This is a genomic window from Mycobacterium scrofulaceum (genome assembly GCF_001667885.1).
GTDB lineage: Bacteria > Actinomycetota > Actinomycetes > Mycobacteriales > Mycobacteriaceae > Mycobacterium > Mycobacterium scrofulaceum_C.
The window spans coordinates 25,706-46,983 of record NZ_LZJW01000044.1 but is presented as its reverse complement, the minus strand read 5'-3'; the positions used below and the strand labels follow the sequence as shown (position 1 = coordinate 46,983).

At 69.2% G+C, this 21,278-nt stretch carries 24 protein-coding genes; 13 read left to right on the top strand and 11 right to left on the bottom strand.

Going from position 1 to position 21,278, the window contains the following annotated elements; all coding sequences use genetic code 11:
- The first annotated feature begins 268 nt into the window (after positions 1-268).
- Both A5681_RS05655 and usfY read left to right on the top strand, forming a co-directional pair.
- Entirely contained in the window at positions 269-652 is a 384-nt protein-coding gene (locus A5681_RS05655) for a hypothetical protein (protein ID WP_067270332.1), read from the top strand.
- A gap of 97 nt (positions 653-749) precedes the next feature.
- Complete coding sequence (gene usfY / locus A5681_RS05650) at positions 750-1,061, top strand: protein UsfY (RefSeq protein ID WP_067270329.1); 312 nt, start codon at positions 750-752, stop codon at positions 1,059-1,061.
- Between the two features lie 132 nt (positions 1,062-1,193).
- On the opposite strand, the gene A5681_RS27365 is transcribed toward usfY, so the two are convergent.
- A complete protein-coding gene (locus tag A5681_RS27365) occupies positions 1,194-1,343 on the bottom strand; it encodes a hypothetical protein (RefSeq protein ID WP_197498517.1) in 150 nt (49 codons plus the stop codon).
- A gap of 107 nt (positions 1,344-1,450) precedes the next feature.
- Between A5681_RS27365 and A5681_RS05645 the strand changes: the two genes are divergently transcribed.
- The gene (locus A5681_RS05645) at positions 1,451-1,888 is read left to right on the top strand and encodes an ATP-binding protein (protein ID WP_067270324.1); all 438 of its coding nucleotides are present in this window, start codon (positions 1,451-1,453) and stop codon (positions 1,886-1,888) included.
- Positions 1,885-2,673, top strand: coding sequence for an RNA polymerase sigma factor SigF (locus A5681_RS05640; RefSeq protein WP_067270320.1), 789 nt, complete (start codon positions 1,885-1,887; stop codon positions 2,671-2,673). The genes A5681_RS05645 and A5681_RS05640 overlap by 4 nt, the downstream gene beginning before the upstream one ends.
- On the opposite strand, the gene A5681_RS05635 is transcribed toward A5681_RS05640, so the two are convergent.
- The 7 genes from A5681_RS05635 to A5681_RS05605 form a co-directional block, all read right to left on the bottom strand.
- Positions 2,644-3,066, bottom strand: coding sequence for an STAS domain-containing protein (locus A5681_RS05635; RefSeq protein WP_067270316.1), 423 nt, complete (start codon positions 3,064-3,066; stop codon positions 2,644-2,646). The two genes, A5681_RS05640 and A5681_RS05635, sit on opposite strands and share 30 nt — an antisense overlap.
- A gap of 178 nt (positions 3,067-3,244) precedes the next feature.
- The gene (locus tag A5681_RS05630; protein WP_067270311.1) at positions 3,245-5,038 is read right to left on the bottom strand and encodes an acetyl/propionyl/methylcrotonyl-CoA carboxylase subunit alpha; all 1,794 of its coding nucleotides are present in this window, start codon (positions 5,036-5,038) and stop codon (positions 3,245-3,247) included.
- 108 nt (positions 5,039-5,146) lie between these two features.
- Positions 5,147-5,584, bottom strand: a complete 438-nt coding sequence (locus tag A5681_RS05625; protein ID WP_067270307.1) for a SufE family protein — start codon at positions 5,582-5,584, stop codon at positions 5,147-5,149.
- Positions 5,581-6,474, bottom strand: a complete 894-nt coding sequence (locus A5681_RS05620) for a sulfurtransferase (RefSeq protein WP_067270304.1) — start codon at positions 6,472-6,474, stop codon at positions 5,581-5,583. The genes A5681_RS05625 and A5681_RS05620 overlap by 4 nt, the downstream gene beginning before the upstream one ends.
- A gap of 124 nt (positions 6,475-6,598) precedes the next feature.
- On the bottom strand, positions 6,599-7,231 hold the full coding sequence (locus A5681_RS05615) for a Maf family protein (protein ID WP_067270299.1): 633 nt from the start codon (positions 7,229-7,231) through the stop codon (positions 6,599-6,601).
- Positions 7,228-7,485 carry an acyl-CoA carboxylase subunit epsilon gene (locus A5681_RS05610; protein ID WP_067270295.1) on the bottom strand — a complete coding sequence of 86 codons (258 nt, stop codon included), beginning with the start codon at positions 7,483-7,485 and terminating at the stop codon, positions 7,228-7,230. The genes A5681_RS05615 and A5681_RS05610 overlap by 4 nt, the downstream gene beginning before the upstream one ends.
- Positions 7,482-9,128, bottom strand: a complete 1,647-nt coding sequence (locus tag A5681_RS05605; RefSeq protein ID WP_067270291.1) for an acyl-CoA carboxylase subunit beta — start codon at positions 9,126-9,128, stop codon at positions 7,482-7,484. Before A5681_RS05605 ends, A5681_RS05610 begins: the two co-directional genes overlap by 4 nt.
- A gap of 35 nt (positions 9,129-9,163) precedes the next feature.
- On the opposite strand from A5681_RS05605, the gene A5681_RS05600 reads away from it, so the two are divergent.
- Genes A5681_RS05600 through A5681_RS05590 form a run of 3 tightly spaced genes read left to right on the top strand, consistent with a single transcriptional unit; the run spans position 9,164 to position 12,073 of the window.
- On the top strand, positions 9,164-10,720 hold the full coding sequence (locus tag A5681_RS05600; RefSeq protein ID WP_067270287.1) for an FAD-binding protein: 1,557 nt from the start codon (positions 9,164-9,166) through the stop codon (positions 10,718-10,720).
- Between the two features lie 17 nt (positions 10,721-10,737).
- Positions 10,738-11,544 (top strand): biotin--[acetyl-CoA-carboxylase] ligase, encoded by an 807-nt coding sequence (locus A5681_RS05595; protein ID WP_067270283.1) that lies wholly within the window; start codon positions 10,738-10,740, stop codon positions 11,542-11,544.
- A 10-nt stretch (positions 11,545-11,554) separates the two neighbouring features.
- Positions 11,555-12,073 carry a PH domain-containing protein gene (locus tag A5681_RS05590; protein ID WP_067270281.1) on the top strand — a complete coding sequence of 173 codons (519 nt, stop codon included), beginning with the start codon at positions 11,555-11,557 and terminating at the stop codon, positions 12,071-12,073.
- On the opposite strand, the gene A5681_RS05585 is transcribed toward A5681_RS05590, so the two are convergent.
- Positions 12,028-12,687, bottom strand: coding sequence for a GtrA family protein (locus A5681_RS05585; protein ID WP_067270279.1), 660 nt, complete (start codon positions 12,685-12,687; stop codon positions 12,028-12,030). The two genes, A5681_RS05590 and A5681_RS05585, sit on opposite strands and share 46 nt — an antisense overlap.
- Before the next feature lie 97 nt (positions 12,688-12,784).
- Here A5681_RS05585 and A5681_RS05580 point away from each other — a divergent pair, with 97 nt between their 5' ends.
- From A5681_RS05580 to A5681_RS05555, 6 genes are all read left to right on the top strand, one after another.
- The gene (locus A5681_RS05580) at positions 12,785-14,020 is read left to right on the top strand and encodes a 5-(carboxyamino)imidazole ribonucleotide synthase (RefSeq protein ID WP_082968204.1); all 1,236 of its coding nucleotides are present in this window, start codon (positions 12,785-12,787) and stop codon (positions 14,018-14,020) included.
- Positions 14,013-14,528, top strand: coding sequence for a 5-(carboxyamino)imidazole ribonucleotide mutase (purE, locus tag A5681_RS05575; protein ID WP_067270275.1), 516 nt, complete (start codon positions 14,013-14,015; stop codon positions 14,526-14,528). The genes A5681_RS05580 and purE overlap by 8 nt, the downstream gene beginning before the upstream one ends.
- 15 nt (positions 14,529-14,543) lie before the next feature.
- Entirely contained in the window at positions 14,544-15,713 is a 1,170-nt protein-coding gene (locus tag A5681_RS05570; protein WP_067270272.1) for an acyl-CoA dehydrogenase, read from the top strand.
- A 136-nt stretch (positions 15,714-15,849) separates the two neighbouring features.
- Positions 15,850-17,043, top strand: coding sequence for a PP2C family protein-serine/threonine phosphatase (locus A5681_RS05565; protein WP_067270270.1), 1,194 nt, complete (start codon positions 15,850-15,852; stop codon positions 17,041-17,043).
- 71 nt (positions 17,044-17,114) lie between these two features.
- Positions 17,115-18,656 (top strand): sensor histidine kinase, encoded by a 1,542-nt coding sequence (locus A5681_RS05560; protein ID WP_082968208.1) that lies wholly within the window; start codon positions 17,115-17,117, stop codon positions 18,654-18,656.
- Positions 18,653-19,096, top strand: coding sequence for a response regulator (locus tag A5681_RS05555; RefSeq protein WP_067270265.1), 444 nt, complete (start codon positions 18,653-18,655; stop codon positions 19,094-19,096). The genes A5681_RS05560 and A5681_RS05555 overlap by 4 nt, the downstream gene beginning before the upstream one ends.
- 3 nt (positions 19,097-19,099) lie before the next feature.
- Here A5681_RS05555 and A5681_RS05550 read toward each other — a convergent pair whose 3' ends face one another.
- Complete coding sequence (locus tag A5681_RS05550) at positions 19,100-20,290, bottom strand: CoA transferase (RefSeq protein ID WP_067270263.1); 1,191 nt, start codon at positions 20,288-20,290, stop codon at positions 19,100-19,102.
- A 13-nt stretch (positions 20,291-20,303) separates the two neighbouring features.
- A complete protein-coding gene (locus tag A5681_RS05545) occupies positions 20,304-21,218 on the bottom strand; it encodes a class I SAM-dependent methyltransferase (protein ID WP_067270261.1) in 915 nt (304 codons plus the stop codon).
- Positions 21,219-21,278: the final 60 nt, after the last annotated feature.

Below are 21,278 nucleotides of genomic sequence, written 5' to 3'. Positions count from 1 at the left end.
ACCGAGCAGATTGTGTGCATCCGGGGTCGGCGCCGTTGGCCAGCGGTATTGCCGAAAAAATTGACGTTATCGTCGACGCGCGCCTCGCTGGAGGGCCCGCCGGTTTTACCGGGTTTGCGGCCGGGTATTTGTTCCCATGCGTTTTCCGCGAAGTGCCGGCGCGATCGCGACGCCCGATCGCCGGACATTTGTCCTTGCGAAGTAACTATTGCGACGCAGCAAACGATGAACAAAGCGTTGGCCACACGGGGGATTTCGAGGGGCAAGCATGCACAAGGCGGATGAGCGATCGGGCGGTGATCGCCTGGGGCAGGAGGACGGCGAAGTGCGCGCCGCCATCCGGTTCGCGGCGGTTGCCGCCGTCGCGGCGGTCGGGTTTCTGGTCCTGGCCGCGCTGTGGGTGAGCACCTGCCCGGGCACCGGCGTCGACACGGCTGCCTGCGGCGCGCCGCAGCGGACGTTGCTGGCGGTGGGCGGACCGCTCATCTTGCTCGGGGCCGGGCTCTGGGCGTTCCTGCGCACCTACCGGGTATGGAAGGCCGAGGGCACCTGGTGGGGGTGGCACGGCGCCGGGTGGTTTCTTTTCACGCTGATGGTGCTGATGGTGGCCATGGGCGTGGCCCCGATCGCGGGCCCGGCGCTGCCCTTGTGATCGGGGTCTCGCCAAAAGCCTTCCCGGGGATCTACCGTTGATGGTGCAACCCGATTTGAGCTGCGCATGAGTCATAAGTTCCGTAGTAGGAGCAGCCATGGGAGACACCTTTCATGACCCCGTCGACCATCTGAGGACCACGCGGCCGCTCGCCGGCGAGTCGTTGATCGACGTATTGCACTGGCCCGGGTATCTGCTGGTGGTCGCCGGCGTGATCGGGGCCTGCGGAAGCCTCGCCGCCTTCGGCACCGGACATCACCACGAGGGCGTGACCGCCGGCCTGCTGGCGATCATCGCCGCGGTGCTGGGGCTGGTGTGGGTGGCCGTCGAGCACCGGCGGATCCGCCGGATCGCGGATCGCTGGTACGCCGAGCATCCCGAGGTCTACCGGCAGTGGCCCGCGAGCTAGGAGTCCGTCCGGCCGGGCGATCCTGAGCGCCGCAGCCGTTTTGCCAGCAGGTAAACCCGGGGGTTACCGGCGTCGCCGAGTGGGTATCAAGTGTGCACCATGATGAGTGCCGGAACGGTTGCGTTAGCGTGGTCACCCCATCATGGGGGCCAGGATCACGAACACGCCGACATAGATGCTTATAGCCAGAAGAACCAACACGACCAGCGCGATTCCGGCGATCACCGCCACGCGCTCGAGCCGCCACGTTCGAACCGTTTCGGGGGTCTCCGGCCCGCCCATAGCGGGCCGAATACCCGGCGGCAGCCATGACTAACCGGCTCGAGCGGACGGTCCACGGCGGGCTAGGGGATGGTAGTAGTGGTAGTCAACCATTGCCGGGAGACCAGATGAACGATGCGGGATTGCGCACTCACAAGCGCCAGCGCGGCAACCGCGCCGTCGAATTGCACGTTGCGGCGCGCCTGGAGAACCTGGCGATGCTGCGGACGCTGGTCGGTGCGATCGGCACCTTCGAGGACTTGGACTTCGACGCGGTGGCGGACCTGCGGCTCGCGGTCGACGAAGTGTGCACCCGGTTGATCCGCTGCGCCACCCCCGACGCGACCCTGGTCGTCGTGGTCGACCCGCAGGACGACCAGCTGGTCGTGGAGGCCTCCGCGGCGTGCGACACGCACGACGTGGTGGCGCCCGGCAGCTTCAGCTGGCACGTGCTGACGTCGTTGGCCGACGACGTCCAGACCTTCCATGATGGTCGCGAACCCAACCAAACCGGCAGCGTATTCGGTATCACGCTGACGGCGCGACGGGCGGCCTCCAGCAGGTGACCCCACCAGCTGCCGGCGGTTCCGTCTCGCGACCGAACGAATACGCCGATGTCCCCGCGATGTTCCGCGAGTTGGCCGATGTCGACCCCGACTCGATGGAATTCCAGCGTCAACGGGACAAGATCGTCGAGCGCTGCCTGCCCCTGGCCGATCACATCGCCCGCCGGTTCGAGGGCCGCGGCGAACCGCGCGACGACCTCGTCCAGGTGGCGCGGGTCGGGTTGGTGAACGCGGTGGTCCGGTTCGACGTGGAGGCCGGGTCCGACTTCGTGTCGTTCGCGGTGCCCACGATCATGGGCGAGGTCCGCCGGCACTTCCGCGACAACAGCTGGTCGGTGAAGGTGCCCCGGCGGCTGAAGGAACTGCACCTGCGCCTCGGCACCGCCACCGCCGAACTGTCGCAGCGGCTCGGGCGGGCACCCACCGCCACGGAGCTCGCCGCCGAACTCGGCATGGACCGCGAGGAGGTCGTCGAGGGCCTGGTGGCGGGCAGCTCGTACAACACCCTGTCCATCGACAGCGGTGGCGGCAGCGAAGAGGACGAGGCCCGCGCGATCGCCGACACCCTGGGCGACGTCGATACCGGGCTGGACCGAATCGAGGATCAGGAGTCGCTGCGCCCCCTACTCGAGGCACTGCCCGAGCGGGAGCGAACGGTGTTGGTGCTCAGGTTCTTCGAGTCGATGACGCAGACTCAGATCGCCGAACGGGTGGGCATCTCGCAGATGCACGTGTCCCGGCTGCTGGCCAAGTCGCTAACGCGGCTGCGCGACCAGCTGCAGTAGGGTCTCCGGCTCTTCGTCCCCGGGGCCCAGCAGCGGCTCGGCCGCGGGCGTCGTCACCGGGAGGGTGCCGTCGGGGTCACAGATGCGCAGCAACCGCGCCACCGCCGGGCTCGGCGCCATCGCCCAATCCGCCTGGGCGCCCGAGCACACCACGTTGATCCGGTGCAGCGCCGAAAAACCGGCCGTGCCAATGAATTTCAGGCCACGCAGGTCCAGGATCACGCGCCGGGACCGGGCGATCGCGTGTCGCACGTACGCCGCGAGCTGATCGGCGTTGGCGGCGTCGAGCTCGCCGTCCACCGTGATGAGCGTCCCCGACGGGTCCCAGCGCGCGGTGAACTGCGCCGCGCGGCTGTGTTGCCAAGTTTGGGCCACAGACATTACTGACTCCATCCGTAGAACAGGATGTGTGCTGCGGAAGACGTCAGGTGCGGAGTGAAGCTGAGAACAAACGAGTTCACCTTCCAACGCCCCATACGTGATCCGGACGGCTGTGAACTCAACCTGACCCGAACGGTACCCGCGCCGGACCCGGTCGACAACTGTTTCCCAGGAATATCGTCCGACTCGGCTATTTGATCTCGGCGAGCACCGTGCCCTGGGTGATGGCGGCGCCGGGCTCGACCGCCAGGCCGGTGATGACACCGTCCTTGTGCGCGGTGACCGGGTTCTCCATCTTCATCGCCTCGAGGACGACGACCAGGTCGCCAGCGGCGACCTCCTGGCCCTCCTCGACGGCGACCTTGACCACGGTGCCCTGCATCGGGGCGGTCACCGCGTCACCGGAGGCGGCCGCACCCGAGTGCGCGCCCCGCTTGCGCGGCTTGGGCTTCTTGCGGATGACGCCGGCCGGGTCGGCGGAACCGTTGGACAGCGCCAGGTCACCGGGCAGCGATACCTCGAGCCGGCGGCCGCCGACCTCGACGACCACCGTCTGGCGGGGGCGGGCATCCTCCTCGTCCACGGGCTCGCCGCCGGTGAACGGCTCGACGGTGTTGTTCCACTCGGTCTCGATCCAGCGCGTGTGCACCGAGAAGCCGTCGCCGTCACCGATGAAGGCGGGGTCGGACACCACGGCGCGGTGGAACGGGATGACGGTGGCCAGCCCCTCGACGTGGAATTCGTCCAGGGCGCGCCGCGAGCGGGCCAGGGCTTCTTCGCGGGTGGCGCCGTACACGATCAGCTTGGCCAGCATCGAGTCGAACTGTCCGCCGATAACCGATCCGGCTTCGACACCGGAATCCAGCCGGACTCCCGGTCCGCTGGGCGTGTCGTACCGGGTGACGGGGCCGGGCGCCGGCAGGAAGCCGCGGCCGGCGTCCTCGCCGTTGATCCGGAACTCGATCGCGTGGCCGCGCGGCGTGGGGTCCTCGGTGAGGTCCAGCTTTTCGCCGTTGGCGATCTTGAACTGCTGCAACACCAGGTCGATTCCGGAGGTCTCCTCGGTGACCGGGTGCTCGACCTGCAGGCGGGTGTTGACCTCCAGGAACGAGATCAGGCCGTCCTGGCCGACCAGGTACTCGACCGTGCCGGCGCCGTAGTAGTGCGCCTCCTTGCAGATGCGCTTGGCCGACTCGTGGATCTCCTTGCGCTGCGCGTCGGTGAGGAACGGCGCGGGCGCCTCCTCGACCAGCTTCTGGAAGCGGCGCTGCAGGGAGCAGTCGCGGGTGCCGGCCACGATGACGTTGCCGTGCTGGTCGGCGATCACCTGCGCCTCGACGTGGCGGGGCTTGTCCAGGTAGCGCTCGACGAAGCACTCGCCGCGGCCGAAGGCGGCGACGGCTTCGCGCACCGCCGACTCGTACAGGTGGGGGATCTCCTCGATGGTGCGCGCCACCTTCATGCCGCGGCCGCCACCACCGAACGCCGCCTTGATCGCGATCGGCACGCCGTACTCCTCGGCGAAGGCCACCACCTCGTCGGCGTCCTTGACCGGGTCCGGGGTGCCCGGCACCAGCGGAGCCTGGGCGCGGGCGGCGATGTGGCGGGCGGTGACCTTGTCACCGAGGTCGCGGATCGACTGGGGGCTCGGACCGATCCAGATCAGCCCCGCGTCGATGACCGCCTGGGCGAAATCGGCGTTCTCCGAGAGGAACCCGTAGCCGGGGTGGACGGCGTTGGCGCCCGATTTGGCCGCCGCGTCGAGGAGCTTGCCGATGTCCAGGTAGGACTCGGCGGAGGTCTGCCCGCCCAGCGCGAACGCCTCGTCGGCGAGCCGCACGTGCGGCGCGTCGGCATCGGGCTCGGCGTAGACCGCCACGCTGGCCAGGCCCGCATCGCGGGCCGCGCGAATCACCCGGACAGCGATCTCGCCGCGGTTAGCGACAAGCACTTTGGAGATCCTCGAGCTGGCGTGACTAGCCACTGCGCCTCCTGTTTGGCATATCTGAAGCGGACGTGTTTCCGCCGTGGGCTTCTTTAAGAGAGTTTCTTACAACTCCACGGAAGTCTAAGCGCCGCGCCGTCGGGCCGATCAGCCGGTGCCGGAATTCTGGCCTGACTCGCGCAGCCGCCGCTTGATGCGCGCGAGCATCGCCGACATGCCGCGCAACCTCAGCGGGCTGATCAGCGCGGCCAACCCCAGGTCGGTGTAGAAATCCTCGGGCACCGCCAGGATGTCGGCGGCGGGTTGCTCGTCCAAGCCGGTGGCGAGGATCGACGCGAACCCTCGCGTGGTGGGCGCCTCGGCGGGCGCGCTGAAATGCAACCGCACCCGGTCGGGGTCGCTGGCGTCGACGTGCAGGAACAGCGGGGTCTGGCATTCGGGCACGGGCTCCATGGCCCGCTCCTCCAATTCGGGTGGCAGGGGCGGCAGGTCGTTGGCGAATTCGAGCAGCAGCGCCAGCTTGTCCTGGCCCTCGACTTCGGCGAAGTCGGACACCACCTCGGCCAGCGGCGCGGGCAGGCTCATCGGACCGGAACGGCCCCGGGCTCTTCGCCGGCGACGATCGGCGTGCGCACGGTGTTGCCCCACTCCGTCCACGATCCGTCGTAGTTGCGCACCCCGGGCTTGCCCAGCAGGTACGTGAGCACGAACCAGGTGTGGCTGGACCGCTCGCCGATCCGGCAGTACACGACGGTTTTGTCCTCGGGCTCGATGAAGCCGTAGATCTCCTCGAGCTCTTCGCGGCTGCGGAATCGCCCGCTTTCGTCGACGGCCCTGGCCCACGGGATGGACCGGGCGGTGGGGATGTGGCCGCCGCGCAGCACCCCCTCCTCGGGGTATTCGGGCATGTGGGTGCGCTTGCCGGTGTACTCGTCCGGCGAGCGCACGTCGATCAGCGGCTGGCTGCCCAGAATGGCCAGCACGTCGTCCTTGTACGCCCGGATGGGCGCGTCGTTGCGCGTGACGACGGGGTAGCCCGTGGAGGTCTTGGTCGGCACGTCCAGGGTGGTCTCCCGCCGCTCGGCCAGCCACAGGTCGCGCCCGCCGTTGAGCAGGCGCACGTCGGGGTGGCCGAACAACGTGAAGACCCACAGCGCGTAGGCGGCCCACCAGTTGCTCTTGTCGCCGTAGATCACCACGGTGTCGTCGCGCGAAATCCCTTTGCGGTCCATCAATTCGGCGAACTGCTCGCCGTTGATGTAGTCGCGGACCGTCGGGTCGTTGAGGTCGGTGTGCCAGTCGATCTTGACCGCGCCGGGGATGTGGCCGATGTCGTAGAGCAGGACGTCCTCGTCGGATTCGACGATCACCAGGCCTGGGGCGCCCTGGTGGGCGGAGAGCCAATCGGCGGTGACCAGCCGTTCGGGGTGGGCGTAGTCCGTCAGGGTCGGGCTGGGATCCGGGGGTAGTGCCACGACCCGAGCCTACCGTCAGCACCCGGGGGTCATTCGCGGCCGCTACCCACCGCGACACTTAACTGACGGCGACGACACGCCGACGAAGGCCGCCATGGTTTAAGTCTCGCGGGCCGGCCGAAGGCTAATCCGGCGTCCACAGCGCGGTCACCGACAGGCCCACCCGCCCAAGGAGGGACCGCAGCAAGGGCAGGCTCACGCCGATCACGTTCGACGGGTCACCTTCGATCCCGTCGACGAACCAGCCGCCCAGCCCGTCGAGGGTGAACCCGCCGGCCACCTGCAGCGGCTCGCCGGCGGCGACGTAGGCCCGCAGATCCGCATCCGTTGGTGCGGCGAAATGCACCGTGGTGCAAGCCGATTCCACTTCGCGGTGGGTGATGGCGCCGCCGCTCAGCCGCAGCAGGCAGTGCCCGGTGTAAAGCCGGCCGGACCGGCCGCCCATGCGCCGCCACTGGTCCGTCGCGGCGTCGGCCGAGCCCGGCTTGCCGCACAGCTCGCCGTCGAGGTCCAGCATCGAATCGCAGCCGAGGACAACGCAATCGGCGGCGACGTCGCCGTCGAGCCCGCCCGCCACCTGCTCGGCCTTGGCCGCCGCCAGGGCGCACACCACGTCCGCCGGAGCGGCGTCGGGGCCCAAGGCGGCGACGAGGGCGTCCTCGTCCACCCCGGAGACCACGACCAGCGGATCGACGCCGGCCTGCCGTAGCACCTTGCGGCGTCCCGACGAGGCCGATCCGAGGACCAGGCGGGTCAATGCTTCATGTGCGTCATTTGCTGAAAGGTGAGCCGCTGGTAGTTGGACATCGCGAACCGCAGCCGGTCCACCGGCAGGCCCCACCGCGTGCGCTCGGGCTCGCCGGGCTCGGGGGCGGGACCGCCCACCACGCCGAGCGCGGTGACCAGCGCGGCCAGCTCCGCGTCGGTGGGTTGGCCCTTGACGATCTGGATGTGCGGCTCGTGCGGCCCGTGCGCGGTTTCGGTTGCCTCTGAACCGTTTTCGTCTGTCATAGCGGAATGTTCCCGTGCTTCTTGGGCGGCAGGTGTGCGATCTTGCGTTCCAGCAGCCGCAGCGCGGTGCCGATGTAGCCGCGGGTGTGCGACGGCGGGATGACCGCGTCGACGTATCCCCGCTCGGCGGCGACGTACGGGTTGACCAGGGTGTCCTCGTACTCCTGCTGCAGCTCCAGCCGCAGGGCGTCGACGTCCTTGCCTTCCTTGGCCGCCTCGGCCAGCTGCTTGCGGTAGACGAACCCGACGGCCCCGGAGGCGCCCATCACCGCGATCTGCGCGGTCGGCCAGGCGATGTTGACGTCGCAGCCCATGTCCTTGGAGCCCATGACGCAGTACGCGCCGCCGTAGGCCTTGCGGGTGATGACGGTGATCTTCGGAACCGTGGCCTCGCCGTAGGCGAAGAGCAGCTTGGCGCCGCGCCGGATGATGCCGTTGTATTCCTGGCCGGTGCCCGGCAGGAAGCCCGGGACGTCCACCAGCATGATGATCGGGATGTTGAAGCAGTCGCAGGTCCGGACGAACCGCGCCGCCTTCTCCGAGGCGTTGATGTCCAGGCAGCCGGCGAACTGGGTGGGCTGGTTGGCCACGATGCCCACCGGCCGGCCCTCGATGCGGCCGAATCCGACGATGATGTTGGTCGCGTAGCCGTTCTGGATCTCCAGGAACTCGTCGTCGTCGAGGATGCGGGTGATCACCTCGTGCATGTCGTACGGCTGGTTGGCCGAGTCCGGGATCAGGGTGTCCAGCTCGAGGTCCTCCTCGGTGAGGTTGTCCTCGATCGCCCCCTCCGGGACGGGTTCCGCGTAGCGCGGCGCGTCGGTCGCGTTGTTGGGCGGCAGGTAGCTCAGCAGGTCGCGCACCCAGTCGAAGGCGTCCTGCTCGCCGGAGGCGACGTAGTGCAGGGTGCCCGACTTGGCCATGTGGGTGTGGGCCCCGCCGAGCTCCTCCATCGTGACGTCCTCGCCCGTGACGGTCTTGATGACGTCCGGCCCGGTGATGAACATCTGGCTGGTCTGGTCGACCATCACGACGAAGTCGGTCAGGGCGGGGGAGTAGACGTGCCCGCCGGCGGCCGCGCCCATGATCAGCGAGATCTGGGGGATCACGCCGGAGGCGAGGATGTTGTTGCGGAAGATCTTGCTGTACAGGCCGAGCGAGACGACGCCCTCCTGGATGCGGGCGCCGGCGCCGTCGTTGATGCCGATCAGCGGGCGGCCGGTCTTGATCGCCAGCTCCTGCACCTTGACGATCTTCTCGCCGTACACCTCGCCGAGGCTGCCGCCGAACACGGTGGCGTCCTGGCTGAAGATGCACACGTCGCGGCCCTCGATGGTGCCGTAACCGGTGATCACCCCGTCGCCGAGCGGGCGGTTGTTCTCCAGGCCGAAGTTCTTGCTGCGGTGGCGGGCCAGCGCGTCGAGCTCGACGAACGAGTCCTCGTCGAGCAGGGCGAGGATGCGCTCGCGTGCGGTCAGCTTGCCCTTGGCGTGCACCTTCTCGACGGCCTCTTCGCCCACCGGGTGCAGCGACTCCTCGCGGCGCTTGTGCAGCTCGGCCAGCTTGCCTGCGGTGGTGTGGATGTCGATGGTGTGCTCAGCTGCGGGCTCCGCGGTATGAGCAGAGTCGGTAACGCTTGTCATGGGATCCGAGCTTAGCGGCGCGCTAGTCTCCGCTGATGGACTGGGCGACCGAATGCGACGTACTGGTCGCGGGGTCCGGCGGCGGCGGCGTCACCGGCGCCTACACCGCGGCGCGCGAGGGCCTGGACGTGCTGCTGGTCGAGGCGACGTCGAAATTCGGCGGCACCACCGCTTACTCGGGTGGGGGCGGCGTCTGGTTCCCGTGCAATCCGGTCCTGCTGCGGGCCGGGGTCGACGACACGATCGAGGACGCGCTCACCTACTACCACGCCGTGGTCGGTGACCGGACCCCGCGCGAGTTGCAGGAGACCTACGTCCGGGGCGGCGCCCGGCTGATCGAGTATTTGGAGGCCGACGACACCCTGAAGTTCGTGCCGCTGCCCTGGCCAGACTACTACGGCAAGGCGCCCAAGGCGCGCCTCGACGGTCAGCGCCACATCGCCGCGAAGCCCTGGAAGGTGGCCGCCGCCCCCGAACTGCGGGAGGTGATCCGCGGGCCGTTGGACACCGACCGGCTCGGCGCGGATCCGCCGTCGGACTACTACCTCGGGGGCCGCGCCCTGATCGCGCGGTTCCTCACGGCCATCGGTCGATACCCGAACGCGTCGCTGCGACGCGACACCGCCCTGGTCGAGCTCGTCTCATCCGACGGGGCCGTGACGGGAGCGATCGTGGAGAGCGGCGGCGAGCGGCTTGCCATCCGCGCCCGGCTGGGCGTGCTGCTGGCCGCCGGCGGCTTCGAGAACAACGAGGAGATGCGCCGCGAATACGGGGTGCCGGGCACGGCGCGAGATACCATGGGCGGCCCGGGAAGTCGCGGTCTGGCGCTGCGGGCCGGCATCGCCGCGGGCGCCGACACCGACCTGTTGGACCAGGCGTGGTGGTCGCCGGGCATGACGCATCCCGACGGCCGGTCCGCGTTCGCGCTGTGGTTCACCGGCGGCATCTTCGTCAACCAGGACGGCGACCGGTTCGTCAACGAGTCCCAGGCGTACGACCGGGCCGGGCGCGAGATCATCGCGCAACTGCAGGACGGCTCAATCACGTTGCCGTACTGGATGATCTACGACGACGCCGGGGGTGAGGTTCCGCCGGTGAAGGCGGCCAACGTCTCCATCGTCGAGACCGAGAAGTACGTCGCCGCCGGCCTGTGGCACACCGCGGACACTCTGGAGGAACTGGCCGACAAGATCGGGGTGCCGGGTGCACAACTGGCGGCAACGGTCAAGCGGTTCAACGGTTTTGCCGCGTCCGGCGTAGACGAGGACTTCGGCAGGGGCGACGAGGCGTTCGACCGCGCGTTCTCGGGGGGCGCCTCGCCGCTGGTGCCGATCGACCGGCCGCCGTATCACGCCGCGGCGTTCGGCATCTCCGATCTGGGCACCAAGGGCGGCCTGCGCACCGACGCGGCCGCCCGGGTGCTCGACAAGTCCGGCAAGCCCATTCGAGGCCTCTACGCCGCCGGCAACACGATGGCGGCGCCCAGCGGCACCGCGTATCCGGGCGGGGGCAACCCGATCGGGACCAGCATGCTGTTCAGCCACCTGGCCGTCCTGGACATGCTCGACGACGTGAGCCGCCGGCACCACTGAGTCCTAGGCTGGGTCCAGTGACGGATCGTGACCAGCTCCCAGCACCGTTGGACGAGGCCGCATTACGGGCCGAGCTGATCGGCACCGGGCTGGGCTGGCACCGGCTCGACGTGGTCGGGGAAACCGGCTCCACCAACGCCGACCTGCTGGCCCGGGCCGCGTCGGGGACCGACGTCGCCGGGGCGGTGCTGATCGCCGAGCACCAGACCGCCGGGCGCGGGCGGCACGGCCGCGACTGGACGGCCACCCCGCGGGCCCAGCTCACGATGTCGGTCGGCGTCAGCATCGTCGACGTCCCGACGGCCGGGTGGGGCTGGCTGCCGCTGGCCACCGGGGTGGCGGTGGTGGACACGCTGGCCCCACTGCTCGAGGGCGTTCGGGTGGGGCTCAAGTGGCCCAACGATGTGCTGGCGGGGGACCCCCCGGGCAAACTGGCGGGCATCCTCGCCGAGGTGGCGCGGCCGGTGGTGGTGATCGGCTTGGGGCTCAACGTGTTTGAGGCCCCGGCCGGCGTCGAGGGGGCCACCTCACTGGTCGACCTGGGCGTGCCCGCGCCCGACCGCACCCGGCTGGTGAGCGGCCTGCTGAGCGAACTCGGGCGGCGGATCGTGGCCTGGCGCGCCGCGCGCGGAGCCGACTGGTCGCTGGCCGCCGACTACCGCGCCCGCAGCCTGACCCTCGGCGCCCGGGTCCGTGCCCACCTGCCGGGCGGCAAGGAGGTCGTCGGGGACGCGAGCGCCGTCGACGACCAGGGCAGATTGTGCATCGAAAGTGGGGGACAGACGGTCGTCGTTTCGGCCGGCGACGTGGTGCATCTGCGGTAGCTTCGCTCACGTGAGCTATCCGGATAACGTCCTGGCCGCCGGCGAGCAGGTGATCATCCACCGCCACCCGCACTGGAAGCGGCTGATCTGGCCCGTGGTGATCTTTTTGCTGGTGACCGCGATCGCGTCGTTCGGCTCCGGATACCTCAACTCCACGCACTGGAGCCAGCTGGCCAAAAACATCATCTACGGCGTCATCTGGGGCATCTGGCTGGTGATCGTCGGCTGGCTGACGCTGTGGCCGTTCCTGAGCTGGCTGACCACCCATTTCGTGGTGACCAACCGGCGGGTGATGTTTCGGCACGGGGTGCTGACCCGCACCGGAATCGATATTCCGTTGGCGCGGATCAACAGCGTCGAATTCCGCGACCGGATCACCGAACGGATGTTTCGCACCGGAACGCTGATTATCGAGTCGGCGTCACAAGACCCGTTGGAGTTCTACGACATTCCGCGGCTGCGCGAGGTGCACGCGCTGCTGTATCACGAAGTCTTCGACACCCTGGGTTCCGAGGAGTCGCCCGGCTGAGTCAGCCGGCCGGCCCGGTTGCGCCAGGACCGCAGCAGCGTCACGTTGCCGCCCTCGATCTCGTCCTCGAGCATCTCCGCGATACCGCCGGCGGTGAGGGCGGATTCCAGCGCCTTGTCCGGGTTGCGCGCGAACTCGTCGGGGAACACCCAGCGCCGGAACGCATAAAAGCGGAACGCCATCTGCAGCAGGTTGCCGATGATGTAGGCCGAGATGAAGTCGGCGATGTTCTCCACGGTCAGCGACACCATCGGCTCCCGCAGCTGCAGGACGTAGCTGGAGAACCACAGCGGCGCCATGGACAGCAGCACGCCCACCCCGCTGAACGCGAAGAACAGCAGCGCCTCGTGGTGACGCTCCCGCCCGCCGCGGTCGCGGAAGCTCCATTCCCGGTTCAGCACGTAGGACGCGATGACCGCGACGATGCCGGCGATGACCTTCGCCGTGACCGGCTTGGAGTCCAGAATTGTCAGCTTCAGCGTGTAGAAAATCGCCGAGTCGATCACGAATGTGGTACCGCCGACGATGGCGAATTTGATCAGTTCGTGGTGGCGCAGCAAATAGGGCTGAATAAACCCGGGCATGCGCTCGATTGCGGCTTCGGCGAAGGGCACAAGTGGTCAGTGTACGGACGGACACAAAATCGACGCAAAATCGTACATAACAATTCGGCGTCACCGCCGGTCAACACGCCGCCCGCGCCGTGACACCATGATGGCCGTGCCGAGTACACGCCAAGCGGGGGCTCCCGCAGTAGCGCCGCTGGTCGCCATGGTCGGCGGCGGCCAGCTCGCCAGGATGACCCATCAGGCCGCGATCGCGCTGGGACAGACGCTTCGGGTGCTGGCCACCGCCGCCGACGAATCGGCGGCGCAGGTCACGCCCGACGTCGTGATCGGTTCGCACACCGAACTGGAAGACCTGCGACGCGTCGCGGCCGGGGCGCACGTGCTGACGTTCGACCACGAACACGTGCCGACCGAGCTGCTGGAGAAGTTGGTCGCCGAGGGGGTCAACGTCGCGCCGCCGCCGCACGCGCTGGTGCACGCCCAGGACAAGCTGGTCATGCGGCGGCGGATGGAGGCCCTCGGCGCCGCGGTGCCCCGCTACGCCGAGATCCGCAGCCTCGACGAACTGGCCGCCTTCGCCCAGCGCATCGCCGGCCCCGTCGTGGTGAAGGCGGTCCGCGGCGGTTACGACGGGCGCGGGGTGCGGATGGCCCGCGACTCTGAGCACGCTCGCGAGATCGCGGAGGGTTTCCTGGCCGACGGCGTGCCGGTGATGGCCGAGGAGCAGGTCAACCTGCGCCGCGAGCTGTCGGCGCTGGTAGCCCGGTCGCCGTTCGGCCAGGGCGCGGCGTGGCCGGTCGTCGAGACGGTGCAGCGGGACGGCATCTGCGTGCAGGTGATTGCGCCGGCGCCGGAGCTATCCAGCGAGCGGGCCGCCGAGGCCCAGCAGCTGGCGCTGCGACTGGCCGCTGAGCTCGGCGTGGTCGGGGTGCTCGCCGTCGAGCTGTTCGAGACCGTCGAGGGTGAGCTGCTGGTCAACGAGCTCGCGATGCGCCCGCACAACTCCGGGCACTGGACGATGGACGGCGCGCGCACCGGCCAGTTCGAACAGCACCTGCGCGCGGTGCTCGACTATCCGCTCGGCGACACCGACGCCCTGGCGCCGGTGACGGTGATGGCCAACGTGCTGGGCGCCGCAGAAGCTTCCGGGCGGCCGGCGATGAGCCTCGACGAACGGTTGCACCATCTGTTCGCGCGGATGCCCGACGCCCGGGTTCACCTCTACGGCAAGGAGGAACGGCCCGGCCGCAAGGTCGGCCACATCAATTTCCTCGGCGCCGACATGGCGGGGCTGGCCGCGCTGCGGCAGCGCGCCGAGCTCGCGGCACACTGGTTGTCACACGGGCAGTGGACGGACGGATGGGATCCACATGAGTAAAGCCGCCAGGGTCGCGGTGATCATGGGCAGCGACAGCGACTGGTCGGTGATGAAGGACGCCGCCGAGGCGCTCGCCGAGTTCGACATACCGGCCGAGGTTCGGGTGGTCTCCGCGCACCGGACCCCACAGGTGATGTTCGACTACGCGCGCGGCGCGGCCGACCGTGGCATCGAGGTGATCATCGCCGGCGCCGGGGGCGCCGCACACCTGCCGGGGATGGTCGCGTCCGCGACGCCGCTGCCGGTGATCGGGGTGCCGGTGCCGCTGGCGCGCCTCGACGGCCTCGACTCGCTGCTGTCGATCGTGCAGATGCCGGCGGGCGTCCCGGTGGCCACGGTCTCGATCGGCGGCGCCCGCAACGCGGGCCTGCTCGCCGTGCGCATGCTCGGGTCGTCCGACCCGGCGCTGCGGTCGCGCATCGTCGAGTTTCAGGGCCGGCTGGCCGAGAGCGTGCAGGCCAAGGACGAGGCGCTGCAAAAGCGTCAGGGTAAAGTTACCGGCGAGTAGCTAGAGGAGGCCACGATGGCTGGTTGGGCCGGAGACCCCACGTTTGATCTGTTCCAGTTGCCCGAGGAACACCAGGAGTTGCGGGCGGCGATTCGCGCGCTGGCGGAGAAGGAGATCGCCCCGCACGCCGCCGATGTCGACGAGAATTCGCGGTTCCCGGATGAGGCGCTGGAGGCGTTGAACGCGTCGGGGTTCAACGCCGTGCACGTGCCCGAGGAGTACGGCGGGCAGGGCGCGGATTCGGTCGCGGCGTGCATCGTGATCGAGGAGGTCGCCCGCGTCGACGCCTCGGCGTCGCTGATTCCCGCGGTGAACAAGCTGGGCACCATGGGGCTGATCCTGCGCGGCTCCGACGAGCTCAAGAAGCAGGTGCTGCCGTCGATCGCCGACGGCAGCGCGATGGCGTCCTATGCGCTGAGCGAGCGGGAAGCCGGCAGCGATGCCGCCTCGATGCGGACCCGGGCCAAGGCCGACGGCGACGACTGGATCCTCAACGGCGCCAAGTGCTGGATCACCAACGGCGGCAAGTCGTCCTGGTACACGGTGATGGCGGTGACCGATCCCGACAAGGGCGCCAACGGCATCTCGTCGTTCATGGTGCACGAAAGCGACGAGGGGTTCAGCGTGGGCCCCAAGGAGCGCAAGCTGGGCATCAAGGGCTCGCCGACCACCGAGCTGTACTTCGAGAACTGCCGGATCCCGGGCGACCGGATCATCGGGGAGCCGGGCACCGGCTTCAAGACCGCGCTGGCGACGCTGGACCACACCCGACCCACGATCGGCGCCCAGGCGGTGGGCATCGCCCAGGGCGCGCTGGACGCCGCGATCGCCTACACCAAGGACCGCAAGCAGTTCGGCCGCCCGGTCAGCGACAACCAGGGCGTGCAGTTCATGCTCGCCGACATGGCCATGAAGCTGGAGTCCGCGCGGCTGATGGTCTATCACGCGGCCGCCCGCGCCGAGCGCGGTGAATCCAATCTGGGCTTCATCTCTGCGGCGTCGAAGTGCTGGGCCTCCGACGTCGCCATGGAAGTGACCACCGACGCGGTGCAGCTGTTCGGCGGCGCGGGCTACACGGTCGACTTCCCGGTCGAGCGGATGATGCGCGACGCCAAGATCACCCAGATCTACGAGGGCACGAATCAGATCCAGCGCGTGGTCATGTCACGGGCCCTGCTGCGCTGACCGATAGGATCTCCACCGGTTCGCCATTCGGGGTGGTGGGCCGGACGTAGAGTCGTTCGATGGGTCTTGCCCGCGGCAGGGGGTCAACAGTGAACAGGGCGACTTCCTGCGCGCATCCACGAATGACCGGGAATTGATGCCCGTGCGCGCACCAGTGACTCCGGCGGCGAATTGGCAGTCGTTGTCGTTGCTGTTGGTGGAGGACGACCGCGCCGACGCGGTTTTGGTGGAGGACCTGATCGCCGACGCGGTCGCCGACATCCGGGTGGTGTGGGCGCAGTCGATGGCCCACGCCGAACGCGAGCTGGCCTCCGCCCGGCCCGACTGCGTGCTGCTGGACCTGCACCTGCCCGACGCCAACGGCATCGACGCGCTGGACCGCATCGCCAAGCACGACGCCACCGTGCCGATCGTGGTGCTGACCGGACTGAACGACGAGTACTTCGGGGCGTCCGCGGTCGCGGCCGGCGCCCAGGACTATCTGGTCAAGGGCCGGGTCGAGCCGGAGATGCTGCGGCGCGCGCTGCTGTACGCGATCGAGCGCAAGCGGGCCGAGCTCATCGCCGCCGACCTGCACGCGACCCAGCTGCGGGCCCGGGAGAACGCCCTGCTGGAACGCGGCCTGCTGCCCTCCCCGCTGCTGCTAGATAACCCGGGCGTCAGCATCGTCGCCCGCTACCGGCCGAGCCGCGAAGACGCGCTGCTGTGCGGTGACTTCTACGACGTCGTCCAGACGCCCGATCGGGTCGTGCACGTCCTGATCGGCGACGTCGCGGGCCACGGGCCGCACGAGGCCGCCCTGGGTGCTGCGCTGCGGATAGCGTTTCGCGCCCTCACCTTCGCCGGCGTGCAGGGCGTAGAACTGATGCGGCAGCTCGAGCGGGTGCTGCACTCGGAGCGGACGGACACCGGTGTTTTCGCGACCGTGCTCAGCCTGGAGATCCCGGCCGACAGCACGCGCATCACCGCCATCCGCGCCGGCCATCCGGGGATGCTGCTGCAGCACGACGGCGCCGTGGATTGGGTGGAGCCGCCGGGCGGTCCCGCGCTGGGCCTGCGCGCCGACGACGACTGGCCGCGCTCCGAGATGGAGCTGCGCGCGGGCCAGGGCCTGCTGCTGCTGACCGACGGGCTGTTCGAGGGATATTCGGGACAGGGCAACCGGCGCCTCGGCGAGGACGGCCTGCTCGCGCTGGCGCGGTCGCACGCGGCCAGGCCCGGCCCAGAATTCGTCGACGCGCTGATCGACGGCGCGCAGGCACTCGCCCAGTCGCACGGCGGGCTCACCGACGACATCGCCGTGCTGCGGGTGGAACGGACCACCACGTGACGCCGAAGCTGCGCCGCCTGCGGCTGTCGGAGCTCACAGTCCGCGGATGGCAGGCCCTGGTGCTGGTCAGCATGGGCGTGATGGTGCTCGCCGGCGCGGTGGTCGGCGCGCTGCTGCTGAACCGCACGGACCAGATGACGCGCGAGCTCGTCGACAACATCCAGCCGGCGCGGGTGGCCGCGTTCCAGCTGCAGGCCGCGCTGCGCGACCAGGAGACCGGCATCCGGGGCTACCTCATCGCCGGGGACCGGCAGTTCCTCACGCCGTACTACGACGGGCAGCACGGCGAACAGGCCGCGGTGGAGGAGATTCGGCGCCGGCTGGGCCAGCGCCCCGACCTGATCGGTGACCTGGACGCGATCGAGGACGCCGCGGCGAGGTGGCGGGAAAGCTACGCCGAACCGGTGATCGCCACCGTGTTGCCGAACGGCAAGAACGTCAACAGCAAGCCGTCGGCTGAGCGCGGTAAAGCCGAATTCGACCATCTGCGAATGCTTTTCGATAGACAGAACGCGAATCTGTCCACGGCGCGGGTCGCGGCCGCGGACGAACTCAAACGCGTCGATGCCTGGCGCGACAGGACTCTCGGCGCCTTGGTGTTGTTGTTCTTCGTCACCGCCGCGGTGCTGGGGTTCCTGATCCGGGACACGGTCGCCCGGCCGCTCGCGGCGCTGGCCGCCGCGTGCCGGCGCATCACCCAGGGCAGCTTCGAGGAAAGCATCGCGGCGCCGAAGCGGCCCAAGGACGTTCGCGACATGGCGATCGATGTGGAGAACATGCGCAAGCGGATGGTCGAGGAGCTCGAGATCTCGCGTTCGGCCCAGGAGCAACTGGACGAGCAGGCGGCCGAATTGCGCCGGTCCAACACCGAACTCGAGCAGTTCGCCTACGTCGCGTCGCACGACCTGCAGGAGCCGCTGCGCAAGGTCGCCTCGTTCTGCCAGCTGCTGGAGCGCCGGTACGGCGACCAGCTCGACGAGCGCGGCATCGAATACATCGGTTTCGCGGTCGACGGTGCCAAGCGGATGCAGGCACTCATCAACGACCTGCTCACCTTCTCGCGCGTCGGCCGGCTGGGCACCACCGAAACCGATGTGAACCTCGATACGACGCTGGACTCCGGCCTGGCCAACCTCGCCCTCGCGATCGAGGAGTCCGGCGCCGAGGTCGTGCGCCCCGAGTCCCTCCCGCGGATCAAGGGCGACCCGATGCTGCTGACCATGCTGTGGCAGAACCTTATCGGCAACGCGGTCAAGTTCCGGCACAAGGACCGCCCGCCACGCGTCGTCATCGAGTGCGCGCCGGGCGCCGGCGCGAACGACCGCGAATGGTTGATCACCGTGTCCGACAACGGCATCGGGATACCGGCCGAGTTCGCCGACAAGGTCTTCGTCATCTTCCAGCGCCTGCACGGCCGCGACGTGTACGCCGGGACGGGCGTCGGCCTGGCACTGGTGAAGAAGATCGTCGAGCACCACGGCGGCACCATCCGGATCGACACGACCCGCACCGAGGGCACGCGGTTCGAGTTCACGCTGCCCATGACCGAGCCCGAGCAGGACACCGACGCCGACGCGCCACGCACAGCCGCTTTGGAAGGAGCGCATGAATGACATCATCAGCCGGTAGAGCGATCGACATCCTGCTGGTCGAGGACGACCCGGGGGATGAGCTCATCACGCGAGAAGCGTTCGAGCACAACAAGCTCAACAACCGGCTCCATGTCGCGCACGACGGCGAGGAGGGCCTCGACTACCTCTACCGGCGCGGTCGGTTCTCCGACGCGCCGCGGCCCGACCTCATCCTGCTGGACCTGAACCTGCCGAAATACGACGGCCGTCAGCTGCTGGAGAAGGTCAAGTCCGACCCCGACCTGGCCCGCATCCCGGTCGTCGTGCTCACCACCTCCTCGGCGGAGGAGGACATCCTGCGCAGCTACAAGCTGCACGCGAACGCGTACGTCACCAAACCCGTTGACCTGGACCAGTTCATGAAGGCCGTCCGGCAGATCGACGAGTTCTTCGTCCAGGTGGTGCGGCTGCCCAGCCAGTGATGGCTACGACGTGGTCTGCGGCGCGGTGAGGAACTCGTCGTTGTGCTGTCCCGGCGTGGGCGGCGGTTCGGCGGCGACCGCGTCGAAGCTCGAGTAGCGCGCGGGCATGCGGACCACCGTGATGGTGTCCTCTCCGCTGCCCACCCGCAGGGCGAGCTGGTTCTCGGCGAACAGCGGGGTGTCCACCACCTGCTTCCAGGTGTAGGCCAGGCAGGCCATCAGGCCGCCCTCCTGAAGCAGCTCAACCCATTCGGCCGCGGTCTTGGCCGCCAGCGCCGACTCGAGTTGCTCGGTCAGCTCGGGGTAATTCATCGCGCGGGAACGCTGGTCGATGAACCGCTCGTCGGTGAGCAGGTCGGGGCGGCCGATGATTTCGCACAGCTTCGCCCAGTGTTTGGGCACGTACGCGCTGATCACCAGGTAGCCGTCGGCCGCCTTGAACGCGTCCGACGGCTGGGTGGCGAAGCCAACTCCCTTGCGCTTCTTGGCTTTCGGCGCCGCGTCGGGTTTCGGCTCGCTCGGCTTGTTGAGGTGGATGGTGAGCTGGCTGGCCTGCAGGTTGACCGCGACGTCGTACATCGCGACGCGGACGACGTCGGCGACCCCGTGGCGCTCCCGGTTGAGCAGCGCGGCCAGCACCGCCTGGGCCAGCACGTGACCGCTCGCGGCGTCGACGAGCTGGAACGGGATGATCTGCGGCTTGCCGGTCGGCGTGGGCATCCCGGTGCTCATGCCCGACTCGGCCGCCACCATCAGGTCGACGCCCGGCCTGCTGCCGTGCGGGCCGTTGCCGCCGTACGCCGACAGCCGCGCGTAGATCAGCCTCGGGTTGCGGGCGCGCAGGTCGTCGGGGCCCAGGCCCATGCGCTCCATCACGCCGGGCCGAAATCCCTCCAGCACGACGTCGGCCGTGTCGACCAGCCGCAGGATCTGCTGCTTGGCTTCGTCGTCGGTGAGGTCCACCACCACCGACTTCTTGCCCCGGTTGTGCGGCAGGAACAGCGTGGGCAGCGGCGGGCGTCCGGGCAGCACCGCGGTGATCTGCCGGGCCGCCTCACCGTGGGGCGCCTCCACCTTGATCACCTCGGCGCCCAGGTCGGCCAGCACCTGCCCGGCCAGCGGCCCGGCGATGTTCTGGGTGAAATCGAGAACCCGGAATCCGTCAAGTGGCTTGGCGGGCGTGCTGTCTGCCATGGGTGGCCTCCCGTCAACGGGCCGTGCGCAACTCTGCGATGCAGTAGTAGTTCTGGGCGAACGGCGCACCGGGATCGGTGCGCTGCAAAGGTAACCCGTTGTCGGCCAACAGCTGATTCAGGGGTGTGCTCGTCGGGTGCCAGCCGTGCCGCTCGAGGTAGCTCGCCGCGTCGTTGCGCTCGCCCGGAAAGCCCAGGTCGCCCAGCGCGATGTCCAGGCCGTTGTCCCGCCACTTCTGGCTGGCGGCGTTCAGGGCGTCCCCGTTGGCGCCGGAGTTGATGAAGACCTCGGCCACCAGCCGGCTACCGTCGGCGCTCAGCGCGGTGATGTCGTCGAGCAGCCGGTCCTGCGCCTCGGGCGGCAGGAAGCCCAGCAACCCCTCGGCGGCCCAGGCGGTGGGCTGCGCGGTGTCGAACCCGGCCTCGCGCAGCGCCGACGGCCAATCGTTGCGCAGGTCGATCGGCACGGCCCGCACCTGCGCCTTTGGCTGGGCGCCGAGCTCGGCGATGGTGGCGGTCTTGAACTCGATCACCTCCGGCTGATCGATCTCGTACACCGTGGTGCCCGCGGGCCAGGGCAGCCGGTAGGCGCGCGCGTCCAGGCCGGAGGCCAGGATCACCACTTGGCGTATCCCCGCGGCGCCCGCCTCGGCGAAGAAGGCGTCGATGTAGCGCGTGCGGGCGGCCAGCATGTCGGTCATGCGTTGCATGCCCCACGGCGCCCCGGGCTCGTCGACGTCGGCGGAGTCGAGTTCGCCCGCCGCCCAGCGCGTCATGAAGTCCACCCCGACCGCCCGCACCAGCGGCTCGGCGAACGGGTCGTCGATCAGCGCGTCGCGGGTGGCCCGGGCCCGCCCGGCGGCCACCATTGTGGCGGTCGCCCCCACGCTCGTGGCCAGGTCCCAAGTGTCGTTGTCGGTGCGCGTCATCGGCAAAGCCCCTTCCGTCTAGTCGTTAGCCAGAATAACGATGATGACCAAAGACCCCGT